Here is a 14,367-nt window from a genome sequence, read left to right as displayed (position 1 = left end):
TCCATGAATAAAATTTCTGACGTGCTTGAACGCTCACTTGTGCAAAATTTTGTTGTTTCTTTATCTGCTCAAACTGAACAACTCGATGAAATTATTGATGCCATGTTAAATGCACCACAACATGATTTAAATCAAGCGATTGTGCAGTTTATTGCAAGCCAAGAAAATCATGATTTCGCACGTGCTTTAGATATTCAAAAAGAAAATTTAAATGCAATTCAAAATGGTCTTGCATTGCAAAAAGAACATTTAGCCGACGCTGCAAAGATTGTCGCATTATGTTTAGCATTAGAAACCAATTCTCTGAAAAAACTGAATATCGCTGAATCTTTGAATGACTTTCCCATGTAAAGATTGAAAAATTATTTTATAAAGTTAAACAATAAAAAAGGGAAAATCTTGATGATTTTCCCTTTTTTAATATTGATCAAATATCAATAAAAATCTTGGTAGGTTTAACCAGATTCGAACTGGTGACCTCTACGATGTCAAAGAACGGTACAACTTTAAAAATCAGATACTTAATCCTTATTGGCGCCCAAGTTGCGCCCTTTATTTTGTTACAATAAAATCAAACCCATGACTTCAATTTTGCCAAATGTGCTTTACGATCTGCCAAACCATTAGTACCACCATTGATACGCTTGGTGATTGCTAACACATCGTCCTGATCTGCCAATTCATTAAGTCCATTATCAGACCAATATTTACAGGCCACTAACATACCAACGCTTGGATAAGCCACAATCTCAGGATGATTTTCAAAATCAAAACCCAATGCTTGACCATACTTATGATAATTTGCACGTCCAGTTAACTGGATTGGTCCACGTCCTTTATAACGCTTTCCATCACCTGCAATCACATTACCTAAATCTTTTCGACCTTCATACGCTGCACCAGATGCAATTTCTTCCATGTATCGAAAGTTGCCAGATTCATGTGCAAGTTGAGCAATGAAATTTACAAAACGATTTGCACTATCTAAAATTTTAAAAGTACGCATGTGTACATTTGCCGCAAGTGCTAATTCATTAGCACGTACATCTGATGCACCTAGTTTTTTAAATAATGCTGTAAATGTGTCGCGACCAATAAAACCATCAGCATTCACACCTACATTCTTTTGCAGCTTTTTAATTTGATCTTTATTCATTAGCTTTGCCCTCCTTTGCCATTCCCGATGATTGAAATAAAAGCTGCTTTAATTTCGGAAATAACCTCAGATAATGGCTTGCCTTTCAATAAAGCAATTGATTGGTACACGATGCCGATCGCAAGCAAACCAAAGACAGCAAAGATCAACATCACAAAACCTTGATACATCGTTGACTTTTCAAGCAAGCCAAAATGCTCAATGAATGCAGAGCCACCGTACAAGCTCACCGTCACACTTGCAACAAACTTACCAATCACTGCAAATGAAACTTTAATTTTCCCCTCTTTATCAATATCGCCACTCAACACTAACGCTAATAACGCCCCTACAACTGCTGGAACAACTTTAATGATCCACGGAATCGTATTTTCCTGCATACCCACCTCAACTTTAAATAATAAAAACCCCGATCTTCGTATTAAAGATCAGGGTAAGGTGTGGTTGTTTGTGTATTAATAACCTTAGTTAGATGTAAAAAACAGTAAAAAAATTACCAAAACATAACATATTGTTTATTAATATAAAATACTAAAAAATTCTTTTCTATGGATCATATCATCGAATAAATTTAGATAATATTGAGCATTCGTATCATTACTCCCTCAAATTCAGGTTAACTAAATAATGCATTAATTTTAAAAATATTTATAATCATGAAAATTTCTTTAATATTTATAGTATGTCTAAAATAAATTCAGCAGAAAGCATAAGAGGCTTAGCATGTTTAGCAGTCGTTCTATCTCATTTAGTATTTACATTTTACCCTTACGCCCATGAATATGCTTCTAGTGTTCCTAAATTTAAAGCTTTTTTAGGGCTTTATGACTCACCTTTTGGTTTCATATATTCTGGAAATGCCGCTGTTTTTGTTTTTTTTGTTCTTAGTGGATATGTGCTAAGTTATGCAATTTTAAATAAAAAGGAAAATATTAATAAAAAAATAATATCAATGAGCGTCAAGCGATATCCGCGCTTAGCAATACCAGCGGTAATTTCTGTTTTAATTTGTTATACTGTTTTTCTCATTAATGTTGATTCATCTCATGTATCAAATTGGGCTGCAAATATAGGCTCGTATGATAGCTCAATCTTATATGCATTATATGATGGCGCGATCAGTGCTTTTATCTTCGGGAAATCCCAGTACAACTGGGTATTGTGGACAATGCAAATTGAGCTATTTGGTTCATTCTTGATTTTTTTACTTTGCTATCTAACTCAAAAATCAAAAATACTTTTACTAGCCATAGCTTTAATATTTACGATACTAGGGTTTTTAGTATCTTTAAAAATGGGTTTTGGTTTTTTTAGTTTTGTTCTAGGAATGTTATTTTATCTATATGGTAAAAAAATAAACATCTACATTGCTCTCCCAATGCTTATTTTAGGCTTATATTTTGCTGGTGCTCATAATAATAGTTTTTCTTATCAATTGATAACATCAATATTAAATACTAAAACAGCAACCTTATTAAATGTACTATGTGCACCATTAATAGTTTATAGCATATTAATGAATGATAAACTTTCATCACTATTAGATAATAAGTTTTTTGTATATCTTGGAAGACTTTCATTTTCAATGTATTTATTACATATGTTAATTATCTATGTTGTTGGTATTCCTGTATTTAACTATTTATTAAGCTATGGCTATTTAATTAGTTCTATCATTGCATCAATAATAGTAATAATCGTTACAATTATTTTATCAATTCCATATAGCAATTATATTGATGATTTATCTATAAAAGTTGGAAAATGGATAGAAAGTAAGATTATGAGAAAGACACCTTAATTGGTGTCTTTCTATTATACGATTCTTAAGCGTATTGTCCCATTAGGTAAATCAATAGGAGCATTAGTCGTGTTCGTTAATCTTACTCTTACGGTTCCCGCAGACAAACATTGCGCTCTCTGATGTGTGCTGAAATAACAGGACACTTCCACTTGGGAGATTCTAGGCAACTAACTTGTAAAAGTCCTCTGCCATTTGATTTGGTGTCTTAAAATTCAGTCCTTTCTGAATTCTCTGCTGATTATAGAAGAGCTCTATGTATTTTGTAATATCTGCCTTAGCTTCTTCCCTCGTTTTATAGTTCCGATGATGTACAAGTTCGTTCTTTAATATTCCCCAGAAACTTTCAATTGGTGCATTATCAAAACAGTCACCCTTTTTTACTCATCGAACCTTGAAAACTATATTTTTCAAGCATATTCCGATATTCATGACTACAATATTGACTGCCTCTGTCCGAATGAATAATTAAGTTTCGAGGTGGTTTATGATTGCGAATAGCCATACTCAGTGCATTACAAACAAGTTGTGTTGTCATCCTTGCACTCAAGCTATACCCAACTACTTGTTTAGTGCAAAGGTCTTTTAACGCAGCTAAATACAGCCAGCCTTCAGCTGTCCATATATATGTAATGTCACTTACCCACGCAATGTTTGGGGTAGTCTCTATAAAGTTTTGCTCTAACAAATTATTGTAAACATAACGATTGTGATCGCTATTTGTTGTCCTTTTGAAACGCTTACAATACAGATGATTCTGCTGTTTAATGCAACGTACTGCATACTCGCTAATTTGAATGCCTTGTGACTGTAAATACCTTGTTAAGCGAATATGTCCATAACTTTCTTTAGTTTCTTGATGGGCAATTTTGACCAAGATGGTCTGTTGGTTTCTTTGAATAACTCGTTTACTTAAGCCCCGCTTTAACCAATCATAAAACCTTGATATTGAAATTTTTAGCAACCTAGCCATCATTATTGTTGGATATGTGTTTTTATGCTCTTTCATATAAGCGTACTTCACTGATTTTCCTTGGCAAAGTACGCCGCTGCTTTTTTTAGAAATTCTCTTTCCATTTCGGAAGTTTTAAGTTGTTGTTTCAGCTTCTTATTTTCTTCGAGTAGAGCAACGAGATCAGGCGAATATTGTTGTGTGCCAGCTAATGTTCCTGCCTTTGCTTTTTTATGCCAATTCGATAGCGTTTGCATGGAAATACCGAGTTGTCGTGCTGTTTCGGAAACATTACCTTTGTTTTCTTCAATGGCTTTTATTGCTTCAGCTTTAAATTCTGTTGTATAAATTTTTTGCTTTTTACTCATGGTAAACTCCTGTTGAGTAAGTTTAGTTTACCAAGTTAAAGTCTCCGTTTTTATCAGCACACATCATCGCTTCATGCCTTGTATCGTGGAACGTCAACTCACCATCTAAGCCAGTACGTTTTAAATTTCGCTGCCATAAAAGTCTAAATGAATTAGAACTGTGAGGAATTAAACCACCTTTACGATCAGGTAATAAATCTAAAAGCTTTCTAGCCTTATGTGAAAGTGGTACATCACGTGAAGTACCATTCTTGGTATCAGGCAAATGTACATAATCACCATGATCATGTTCTTTATGAATACCTAGAATTTCACCTTTGCGCATTGCTGTTTCAAGCGCAAACAAGAAACACCAAGCAACAAAATGTCCTGGTGTATTGGGTACCATATTTTCATGATAATTATCCAAACCTTTTAGGATCTGCTCAATCTGTGTTTGGCTAATACGGTTTTGCCGTGATTGCGGTTTAATAGGCTTTTTAACTAAGTTAAATGGATTTGATGGAATTAGAAATGCTTCACGCACAGCAAAGGTAAATACCACGGACCCTAAACTCATTTCTCTATGTACAGTTGCAGGTTGTACCATCTTCAAACGTCTATCACGATTTTCTGTAATAAGTTTTGGTGTGATTTCGTGAATAGATTTATCAACTAGATCGCCATAGTAACGATCAAGCCACTTTAGATGATTACGTGTATATTCTTTGCTTTTTTTGAACTGGCCACACTTTTCATAGTAGAGGTGGAAAAGCTCACGTAAGGTGCATTTAGGTTTATTTAAATTTTCTAGTTCTTTTTCATACTCAAGTTGCAATTCAATTAGGCGTTTGTATGCCCATTGAGTGCATTCTTCAGGTGTATCACGAGTAGCTGCATCACGGAGATGTTTGTATTTGACTTGGATGCGCCAGGCATTGCCACGTTTGACAGGTTTTTGCATAATTACTAACTCTAAATATTTGGGGCCGTAATTTGGGCACCAAAATCTTTAAAGACACATACGTTCTTAAAATTTGGCGCCCAAAAGCGAAATATAAAGCAGTTTTTAATGCAAATTTTGAGTATTTTGATTACTCAAAGCTGACCTATTTGACATAAAAAACAGGGCAAAATCACTACAATTTTGCCCTTATATTATTGATATATATCAATAAAGATCTTGGTAGGTTTAACCAGATTCGAACTGGTGACCTCTACGATGTCAACGTAGCGCTCTAACCAACTGAGCTATAAACCTGAGGTGCTGAGAATACTATTCATTTTTCTATCATCTGACAAGCATTAATTTCATCTCTTTAAATCATTCGCACACTCTTTAAGCAAAAATTTAAATTTCTGAATATCATTTTGATTTTTATCAGCTAAATACACAATTTTTTGAAACATCTCATTGGTCTGCATAAACAGTTCTGCTCGCTGTGACTGCTGAGACAAACGACTCATCCACTGTTGAAAAGTTTCAGAGATCGCTTTTTGATGGTGCACATCTAATTGGCGGTTAAAGTTCAAAATGAGTCTTTCCACAGTCGACATTTTCTGAATATTTAAAACTTTGTTCACTCCCCAATAGAGCAACAACAGTCCCATCATTCCCAAAATTAAAACCAAGCCAAAACTGTAGCTTGATGTTAAACCTAGTTTTTTCATCCAACTATTTTGCTTCTCGGCATCATAACCCACGACTTTACTTTGCCACTGAAAGCTTGCGTAATCACTCCACACTCTGAAACTACGCAAAATCGAAGAATGTTGTAATTTTAAACTCGAATAATGCGTATCCCCAAAAATCACCTGATCATCCTTCATCATATTTTGCATGCCATTATCCACCCGCATTGGTGCAATGATTGCTGTAGGGTCAATACGGTGCCACTTCCCTTGTACATAAACTTCCGTCCATGCATGTGCGTCGAGTTGACGAACCTCCCAACTTTGCCCATCGGGGGCAAGTTCTCCACCTTGATAACCTGTCACCACACGGGCAGGAATGCCAACATAACGCATGAGCAATGTAAAGCTTGCAGCATAATGTTCACAAAAACCTTGTTTGGATTGAAATAAAAACTCATCCATACGATTATTCGCTAACTTTCCTGGTGCAAGGGTATAAACAAATTTTTCTTTTTTGTACCAATTCAATACATTATGAATATATCGTTCAGGGTTGTGTTGGCTTTGTTGATATAATTTTTGTGCTAATTTCTGTGCTTGCACATCGCGATTTAAAGGATAATTCAAACTGTTCTTTAGCATATGTTGGCTTGTTACGCCATTTTCTCCATCAAACCCATCATTCCCAATCCATTGCAACTGAATGGGTTGCGTTCGCTGCACCATACGCCGTGGAATAATTGACCAATCTTCACGCAAAATATATTTATTTTCCGTTGGCACTGATTTTTCTAAAGCAGTAATCCACGGTTGACTCGGATCACTAGGCAAATATTGATAATAGAATCCTATATTTGCCACAAGAGATGGCGTCGATTTTACTTGTTGATTCACAAAACTACTGGTCCAACGTGTACCATCATAATGATCTAACACCATTGCCCGCCAATACAATTCAGAGCGTGCTGGTAATGCTTGCATATTAGCAATAATACGAAAAGCCAAAGCACTTGACTGCGATAACTCCGCGAGATCACCAGGTGACATGCTATCACTGAGTCCTGTTACTGCTTTATTTTGCGGAATAGGAATCTGCCAAAGTGGCGGTAATCGTGGGAAAAATAAGAACAGTAGAATAAAAAATGGTAATGCTAAACCAATAAATTTTAAAATATGTAAAGCATCTGTTTTAAGCGATTTTAATACAGGCTGTGAAGTTTCAAAATTTACCGTTTGCACTCGATAAAGCCCAACCAAACAACTGATTAAACAACATAAAACCAATAACGCCATCCAAAAGGCTTGACTGTGTAAAAATAAACTTGCACTCACAAATAATGCAAAATTAAACAGAATAATAAAATCTCGTTTACTTTTAGTTTCTAAAGCTTTAGCAAATAAAAAAGTCGATAAAACAGCAGTGCCTGCCTCCACACCCAAAAATGTTCCAGCATCTAAATAGATAATCACTAAAGCTAAAACAGCAAAAATAATTTTGGGATATTTGGGGAAATCAAAAATTTCATGCTGATTTTTCTTATGATAATACGCTGCTAAACCCATAATATTCAGCAAAAATAAAATTGACAATGCGATCGGCATAAATGCCACTTGTGCTAACCAAATTAAACCCAATGCACACAGAATGGAAATTTGAATGGATTTATTCATGTTCAACACCCCTAAGCCTGTGCCAACAAAGTTTTGACTTGAATATAATGTCGCTCACCAACACCTTGCTCAATCTGTGCATGCGGTAAAATCACGCAATACGGCGTTTGGGAATGCTCACATTGATCTACCAACTCCATCATAAAACTCAGTTTTTTTTCATGGTCTGCACTCGGCATTTGATGATATTCGATCTGCATCACATGCTGATCCACCAAATCTTCAAATTGTTTAACAAATAGTCCCTGCCCACGAGCTGCTTGTTTCCACGAAACGCTTTGTAAAGAATCTCCCAACTTAAAGTTACGCAGTTCCTTAAACTCATCTAAATCAGGGTCACCTGTATGTGAAAAGTGCTGCAAATTCTGTGAAAAAGCTTGAGCTTCAGGTGCGACCCAATAGTTTTCAGTTAAATAAATATAGGTCCACGCACGCACCAAACCGAGCGGATACGTAGAATAAATTTGAATCGGTGGGATTTTTAATTGACCACGCTGATCTGGGATCAAATGGATTTCAAAGCTTTGTTGTTTGTCTTGAAATAAAAAACTATGAATTTGAGCATCCTTATTTGATGCTTTGTACTCAGGATCACTGATTTTAAAATTTAAATACTTTGCGCTTGCCTGTGCTTGTTGCAAAATAATTTTAACCTTAAAAACTTCATTAACTTTGCCAACTTCATCGACCACAACTTGCAAAGTAACACCATGCAACTGCTTAAAACTCAAATAAAAACTGATACACAAAATCGCACTGATTAAAAAACAGAAAGCTAAAATCAGGTTATTGGCATAGTTGATTCCCGCTATAAAAGTGATGAATATTAAGACCAAATATAAAAAGCCTTGTTGGTAGATAAAAACTAGGACTTCATTTTGTTTTAATGTACGGATGCCTGTATAGCGAAAACGCAAATGTAGCCAGCGGACAAACCTTTCTTTTAACATGGTCAGTCCTGTCAACCTTTTACTGCAACTTTTTGCATCAATGCCTGTGTTTCTGCGTCACCCAATCCAATTCGATGCGAAACCACAGCCACAAATACCGCTTGCACATCATCCGTAATGACAAACCGACGTTTTTCAATCAGTGCATATGCTTGAGCTGCTTTCTTTAATGCCAAAAGTCCACGTGTAGATAAGCCATGACGACCTTTACGAGTTTCTTCTGCCAAATCAAGTATATAATCAAAAACCAAATCATTTATTGTAATTTTATTGGCATGACTTTGTAATTGCAAAATTTCCTGCTGTTCAAAAATAGATTGCAATTGGCTAATCAAATTCTGTCGTGAATCCTGCTGTAATAAGCTCTTTTCCGCATCACGTGATGGATAGCCCAAGGATAGTCGCATGAGAAATCGATCGAGTTGAGATTCAGGTAGGCTGTAGGTTCCACTCTGGAATAATGGGTTTTGTGTGGCAATGACCCAAAATGGTTTGGGTAATTCATAACGTGTTCCATCGACCGTAACATTACCCTCTTCCATTGCCTCTAACAGTGCACTTTGAGTTTTAGGACTACAACGGTTAATTTCATCTGCTAATAATATTTGCGTGAAAATAGGACCATATTTAAACTCAAATTGATGTTCTTTTTGGTTAAACATATTAATCCCTATCACATCACTTGCCAGCATATCATTGGTAAATTGAATGCGTTGAAAATCTAAGCCAGCAAGGCGTGACAAACTACTCGCGAGTGTCGTCTTCCCCAACCCTGGCAAGTCTTCAAATAATAAATGCCCACCTGCGAGTAGGCTGCACAAAGCAAGTTTTGTTTGTTGAGGCTTATCTAAAATAATACGATTGATTTTTGTTAAGAATTGATCAATTTTTGGGTAGTATGCACCTAAATCTAAATGTTCATTTGTCTTATTTTGTTCTATAACTTTTGGTGTAGTTTTTCCCCAAATCACTTTTTATTCCCCAATAAAAATTTTAAGCAATTTGATTAACATACACGGTTTTAAGGAATACTCAAAGCGAATACAATAATGACTCCAACTTTACATAGTGTTTGTATAGAACTCTAATTAAAACGGCATCTTACGATGCCATTCATTTCATGCGAACTAATCATAAATGATTAACAAGGACACTTCTTCAAACCACCTTTTGCCGATGGATAGCGTGCATCGACACAATAACGATGAAAGGTTTTTTCATCCATCGCATCCATATCAGGATGGTGCTTTTTCATATGCTCCAGATAATTTTGATAATCAGGCACGCCCACCATTAACCGAAAACTCTGCTGCAAACGTGTCCACAAAGTTGCGATTCTCGACCAGTTTTTGGGATTAAAAATCAGGTCTTTTTGCGACATGATGGTCATTTTGATGATTTTATAAATCACCGTTTTACCACTTTTGGCAAATTTAAGATTCATCTGACTTACCTCTCAAACATTAATGTTTCGCTGAAGTTACAACCGTATCTTCAGGGTCTGCATAAACCGCAGGCGCTTCATTTACAGTTGGTGTTGGACTCGCTAAGGCACGACGAATCACACCAATCGCAGCAAAAATCATAATAATCGCCACAATCATAAAGAATGCACATAAAGCTGCATTAATTTGATTTGAAAATACAATGGTTTGCATTTCTTCCAGTGTTTTAGCAGGTTTTAAAATCTCACCTTTGGCAATTGCATCAGAGAATTTATTGGCTTGTGCCAAGAAACCGATTTTCGGATTTTCATGAAAGATTTTTTGCCAACCTGCAGTCATACAAGTAATGATTAAGAAAATAGTTGGGAGAATCGTCACCCACACATATTTTTCTTTCTTCATTTTAAACAAGATGACCGTACCTAGAGTCAATGCCATCGCCGCAAGCATTTGGTTACCAATACCAAATAGTGGCCATAAGCTGTTAATACCACCGAGTGGATCGACCACACCTTGGTAAACGAAGAACCCCCAACCTGCTACTGCAACGGCAGTTCCTAGCATATTCCCAACAAAGTTGTGTGAATTTTTAAGTGCAGGAACCACGATACCGACTGTATCTTGCACCATAAAACGACAAGCTCGAGTACCAGCATCTACAGCAGTTAAAATAAACAATGCTTCGAATAAAATTGCAAAGTGATACCAAAATGCCATCATTGAACGGTTATTAAAAATATCCGTAATAATATGTGCCATCCCAATCGCAAAAGTAGGTGCCCCCCCTGTACGAGAAAGAATCGTTGTTTCACCAACCTCTTTAGCTAAAAGCGTTAAAGTTTCTGGTGTCACCACAAAACCTAAGTTACGCACAGCTTCTGCCGCAGACTCAACCGTTGTACCCAGTACGGCAGCAGGTGCATTAATTGCAAAATATACGCCTGGCTCAAGTACCGTTGCACAGATCATCGCCATGACTGCGACAAATGATTCCATCAACATACCACCATAACCGATGACACGAATATTCACTTCATTGTCGACCAATTTCGGGGTTGTACCTGAAGAAACTAGAGCATGGAAACCTGAAATCGCACCACAGGCAATGGTGATGAATAAGAATGGGAACATTGAACCTGCAAAGACAGGGCCTGTACCATCAACAAAATGCGTTGTAGATGGCATTTTTAGCATTGGCATCGCCACCATGATACCAATTGCTAAACCTGCAATCACACCGATCTTTAAGAAGGTGGATAAATAATCACGTGGTGCTAACAACAACCAAACTGGTAGAACCGATGCAATAAAACCATAAATGATCAATGCCCATGTTAACTGCGTACCAGTCAAAGTAAACAATGGCCCCCAATATGGGTGTGCCGCGACATCACCACCATAAATAATGGCTGCCATCATTAACACAAAACCAATAATCGACACTTCTGCGATTTTTCCCGGACGCAGATAACGCATATAAATGCCCATAAAAATGGCAATAGGAATGGTTGCAGCAATACTGAAAACACCCCATGGACTATTGGTTAATGCCTTCACGACCACCAATGCCAAAACTGCAAGGATAATGATCATTACCCCTAAAGCACCAAGCATAACGATGACACCAGCAAATGAACCGAGTTCCTGTTTTGCCATTTCACCGAGTGAACGACCATCACGGCGTGTCGAAATGAACAAAACTAAGAAATCTTGTACTGCCCCTGCAAGCACAACGCCGACGAGAAGCCAGATTGTACCAGGTAAATAACCCATTTGTGCAGCAAGAATTGGACCGACTAAAGGTCCTGCACCTGCAATCGCTGCAAAATGGTGTCCGAATAACACATATTTATTGGTAGGAACATAATCCAAGCCATCTGCCAAACGGTGTGCAGGTGTGAGACGTCTGGGATTAAGTTCAAAGACTTTATTTGCAATAAATAAACTATAAAAACGATAAGCAATGCTATACACACAAATGGCAGCTAAAACTAACCATACAGCACTGACATGTTCACCTCGACTTACAGCTAAAATTCCAAATGAGATTGCGCCTACGATCGCAACGATAACCCATATCAGTTTTGATAATGGTCCTGATTTTTTTTGAATATTTTCCATTCATACCTCACATCTTGATTACAAAAGCAATTCCTTTGTTTTTATGTACGTAATACAGTTTATGTGATCCATTTCCCTGATGACTTTACTCCTTGATTTTTTATTTTCATCTACGACTTTGGCATACAAATTGGCTCTAATATGCCCATTTAGCATGACTAGATGATGACGTTGACTTTGAGTGTACCGAACAATTTATGCCTTTTAGTAAAATCCTTATACCTTTCCATACACAAGTTGATTCAAAATCATTTGCATTCTGAAAATATCCCAATAAAAAAGGGATGATTTTCATCATCCCTTCGATCATAATCTATTTTTCAACGATTATGCACGTTCTAAATAATCACCTGTACGGGTATCTACACGAACGCTTTCTTCTTGCTGTACGAATAATGGAACACGTACCACAGCACCTGTTTCAAGTTTCGCAGGTTTACCGCCACCGCCAGATGTATCACCACGAACACCTGGATCAGTTTCAACAATTTTTAACACCACGAAGTTTGGTGCATTCACTGTTAAAGGTACGCCATTGAACAACATGATCGTACATTTTTCATTTGAATCATCTTTTAACCATTTTGCAGCATCACCCATTGCAGTTTTATCTGCAGCGATCTGTTCAAATGTTACAGGATCCATGAAGTTCCACATTTCACCATCGTTATATAGATAGTCCATTTCAACTTCTACGATGTCTGCAGCTTCTAATGAGTCGCCTGATTTAAAAGTTTTTTCTAAAACTTTACCAGAACGTAAGTTACGTAATTTTACACGGTTAAACGCTTGACCTTTACCAGGTTTAACGTATTCATTTTCCATGATTGCGCATGGGTTACCGTCAAGCATGACCTTAAGGCCTGACTTGAAATCATTTGTAGAATAATAGGCCATGAAAGGCTCACTCCAAACTTTAATCTTAATCTATTAACACAGTCCAAACCGTGTTAGAGAACGTACAACAACAAAAAAAAGTGCTTAGCAAAAGCTAAAATTGTCATTTTAGAATATTGTAAATGAGCAAGTAGTCATGAAGCAATGTTAAATTCTTCTGTTACACTGTAAAACTGGCTGATCATCATGCATACAGACACAAATAAACACTATTTATCCTTGATCTTGTTCACGTTAAAATCAACTCTTGCTGGGATGTAAAACTAGGAACGATACATTAATTCGTTACACATTTATATCAATTTTCAAGGTTTTATACAGCATCACGATGTGAAACCGTGTTTGACCCTCAACTTTTTCAACTAGTATGTGGCATGATAAACTATTTATACCAAGAGCAAAACTGGCAATCTCAAATGAATCAGTTAATTACTGATCCTCATGAGCTGCTCGATATTTTACAACTTTCACCTGAACAATTGTTATCAGGCGCAATTTTAGCGAGTCAACAGTTTAAATTACGTGTGCCACGTGCTTTTGTTGCAAAAATGCAAAAGTCGAATCCATTCGACCCACTCCTATTGCAAGTTTTGCCACATCATTTAGAACTTGAAGAACATGCGGGCTTTGTTACAGATCCTTTGGGGGAAGAAGCTGCCAATCAATTGGCTGGGGTATTACATAAATACAAATCTCGTTTTTTATTGACCCTGACAGGCGCATGTGCAATACATTGTCGTTATTGCTTCCGCCGTCATTTTCCCTATCAAGAGAATTTGCCTAAAAATGAGGATTGGCAACATATCAAAAATTACTTACTCAATCATCCTGACATTAATGAAGTGATTTTAAGTGGTGGAGATCCGCTGACTTTATCCAATCGTAAATTAGCGCTATGGTTAGAACGTCTTGAATCTTTGCAACAAATTAAGATTTTAAGAATTCACTCACGTGTCCCGATTGTTATTCCTGAAAGAATCGATGAGGAATTAACTTACTTATTGAAAAACAGTCGGCTACGTGTCATCCTAGTGGTGCATGCTAATCATGCTGCGGAACTTGATTCAACGACTTGTAGTAAACTTTCAAGTTTGGTTCAACAGCAAGTTTTGGTTTTAAACCAATCTGTGTTGCTTAAAGGTGTGAATGATTCCACAGAAGTGTTGGTTGAACTCAGTCAACGCTTGTTTGAGGCAGGTGTATTACCGTATTATTTACATGTATTAGACAAAGTTAAAGGTGCACATCACTTTGATCTACAAGCAGATACCATTGATCAGATTTATACAGATCTTCTGGCCAACCTCCCTGGATATTTAGTTCCAAAGTTGGTTCGAGAGATTGCGGGAGAGAAAAATAAAACACCGCTGTTTGGGGCTATAACTTTTTAGA

The 14,367-nt window shown here is 36.7% G+C and carries 12 protein-coding genes, 2 tRNA genes and 1 pseudogene; 3 read left to right on the top strand and 12 right to left on the bottom strand.

Annotated features, from left to right (window positions below; genetic code table 11):
• Positions 1-3 precede the first annotated feature (3 nt).
• Positions 4-351: a hypothetical protein gene (locus HUV91_RS02770; RefSeq protein ID WP_130073259.1), complete on the top strand. Its 348-nt coding sequence runs from the start codon at positions 4-6 to the stop codon at positions 349-351.
• Between the two features lie 96 nt (positions 352-447).
• Here HUV91_RS02770 and HUV91_RS02765 read toward each other — a convergent pair.
• The 3 genes from HUV91_RS02765 to HUV91_RS02755 all read right to left on the bottom strand — a co-directional run bounded on the left by HUV91_RS02765 (position 448) and on the right by HUV91_RS02755 (position 1,536).
• Positions 448-579: transfer RNA gene (locus HUV91_RS02765), tRNA-OTHER, on the bottom strand.
• Positions 572-1,156, bottom strand: coding sequence for a glycoside hydrolase family 19 protein (locus HUV91_RS02760; protein ID WP_174492455.1), 585 nt, complete (start codon positions 1,154-1,156; stop codon positions 572-574). Before HUV91_RS02760 ends, HUV91_RS02765 begins: the two co-directional genes overlap by 8 nt.
• Entirely contained in the window at positions 1,156-1,536 is a 381-nt protein-coding gene (locus HUV91_RS02755; protein WP_111860343.1) for a hypothetical protein, read from the bottom strand. Before HUV91_RS02755 ends, HUV91_RS02760 begins: the two co-directional genes overlap by 1 nt.
• A 302-nt stretch (positions 1,537-1,838) precedes the next feature.
• Here HUV91_RS02755 and HUV91_RS02750 point away from each other — a divergent pair, with 302 nt between their 5' ends.
• The gene (locus HUV91_RS02750; RefSeq protein WP_174492454.1) at positions 1,839-2,957 is read left to right on the top strand and encodes an acyltransferase family protein; all 1,119 of its coding nucleotides are present in this window, start codon (positions 1,839-1,841) and stop codon (positions 2,955-2,957) included.
• A gap of 162 nt (positions 2,958-3,119) precedes the next feature.
• Here the strand turns inward: HUV91_RS02750 and HUV91_RS02745 are convergent.
• From HUV91_RS02745 to efp, 9 genes and pseudogenes are all read right to left on the bottom strand, one after another.
• Positions 3,120-4,277 (bottom strand): annotated as a pseudogene (locus HUV91_RS02745) (IS3 family transposase).
• A 22-nt stretch (positions 4,278-4,299) separates the two neighbouring features.
• A complete protein-coding gene (locus HUV91_RS02740) occupies positions 4,300-5,220 on the bottom strand; it encodes a tyrosine-type recombinase/integrase (RefSeq protein WP_174492453.1) in 921 nt (306 codons plus the stop codon).
• Between the two features lie 220 nt (positions 5,221-5,440).
• A tRNA-Val gene (locus HUV91_RS02735) sits at positions 5,441-5,517 on the bottom strand.
• Between the two features lie 50 nt (positions 5,518-5,567).
• The gene (locus HUV91_RS02730; protein WP_174492452.1) at positions 5,568-7,562 is read right to left on the bottom strand and encodes a transglutaminaseTgpA domain-containing protein; all 1,995 of its coding nucleotides are present in this window, start codon (positions 7,560-7,562) and stop codon (positions 5,568-5,570) included.
• A gap of 11 nt (positions 7,563-7,573) precedes the next feature.
• Entirely contained in the window at positions 7,574-8,512 is a 939-nt protein-coding gene (locus HUV91_RS02725) for a DUF58 domain-containing protein (RefSeq protein WP_174492451.1), read from the bottom strand.
• 11 nt (positions 8,513-8,523) lie between these two features.
• Positions 8,524-9,483, bottom strand: a complete 960-nt coding sequence (locus HUV91_RS02720) for an AAA family ATPase (RefSeq protein WP_174492450.1) — start codon at positions 9,481-9,483, stop codon at positions 8,524-8,526.
• Between the two features lie 170 nt (positions 9,484-9,653).
• Positions 9,654-9,956 carry a YbdD/YjiX family protein gene (locus tag HUV91_RS02715; protein WP_130073242.1) on the bottom strand — a complete coding sequence of 101 codons (303 nt, stop codon included), beginning with the start codon at positions 9,954-9,956 and terminating at the stop codon, positions 9,654-9,656.
• Positions 9,957-9,975: 19 nt separating this feature from the next.
• On the bottom strand, positions 9,976-12,078 hold the full coding sequence (locus HUV91_RS02710) for a carbon starvation CstA family protein (protein ID WP_174492449.1): 2,103 nt from the start codon (positions 12,076-12,078) through the stop codon (positions 9,976-9,978).
• A gap of 327 nt (positions 12,079-12,405) precedes the next feature.
• The gene (gene efp, locus HUV91_RS02705) at positions 12,406-12,975 is read right to left on the bottom strand and encodes an elongation factor P (RefSeq protein ID WP_130073240.1); all 570 of its coding nucleotides are present in this window, start codon (positions 12,973-12,975) and stop codon (positions 12,406-12,408) included.
• 374 nt (positions 12,976-13,349) lie between these two features.
• Between efp and epmB the strand changes: the two genes are divergently transcribed.
• Complete coding sequence (gene epmB / locus HUV91_RS02700; RefSeq protein ID WP_174492448.1) at positions 13,350-14,366, top strand: EF-P beta-lysylation protein EpmB; 1,017 nt, start codon at positions 13,350-13,352, stop codon at positions 14,364-14,366.
• Position 14,367 lies beyond the last annotated feature (1 nt).

Source organism: Acinetobacter sp. Marseille-Q1623, assembly GCF_902809895.1.
GTDB lineage: Bacteria > Pseudomonadota > Gammaproteobacteria > Pseudomonadales > Moraxellaceae > Acinetobacter > Acinetobacter piscicola_A.
This window is presented reverse-complemented; position numbering and strand designations above follow the sequence as displayed.

Excerpts from the sequence above, each read along its gene's own strand:
- HUV91_RS02770 (WP_130073259.1), top strand. The coding sequence starts at position 4 with ATGAATAAAATTTCTGACGTGCTTGAACGCTCACTTGTGCAAAATTTT.
- HUV91_RS02760 (WP_174492455.1), bottom strand. The coding sequence starts at position 1,156 with ATGAATAAAGATCAAATTAAAAAGCTGCAAAAGAATGTAGGTGTGAAT.
- HUV91_RS02755 (WP_111860343.1), bottom strand. The coding sequence starts at position 1,536 with ATGCAGGAAAATACGATTCCGTGGATCATTAAAGTTGTTCCAGCAGTT.
- HUV91_RS02750 (WP_174492454.1), top strand. The coding sequence starts at position 1,839 with ATGTCTAAAATAAATTCAGCAGAAAGCATAAGAGGCTTAGCATGTTTA.
- HUV91_RS02740 (WP_174492453.1), bottom strand. The coding sequence starts at position 5,220 with ATGCAAAAACCTGTCAAACGTGGCAATGCCTGGCGCATCCAAGTCAAA.
- HUV91_RS02730 (WP_174492452.1), bottom strand. The coding sequence starts at position 7,562 with ATGAATAAATCCATTCAAATTTCCATTCTGTGTGCATTGGGTTTAATT.
- HUV91_RS02725 (WP_174492451.1), bottom strand. The coding sequence starts at position 8,512 with ATGTTAAAAGAAAGGTTTGTCCGCTGGCTACATTTGCGTTTTCGCTAT.
- HUV91_RS02715 (WP_130073242.1), bottom strand. The coding sequence starts at position 9,956 with ATGAATCTTAAATTTGCCAAAAGTGGTAAAACGGTGATTTATAAAATC.
- HUV91_RS02710 (WP_174492449.1), bottom strand. The coding sequence starts at position 12,078 with ATGGAAAATATTCAAAAAAAATCAGGACCATTATCAAAACTGATATGG.
- efp (WP_130073240.1), bottom strand. The coding sequence starts at position 12,975 with ATGGCCTATTATTCTACAAATGATTTCAAGTCAGGCCTTAAGGTCATG.
- epmB (WP_174492448.1), top strand. The coding sequence starts at position 13,350 with ATGATAAACTATTTATACCAAGAGCAAAACTGGCAATCTCAAATGAAT.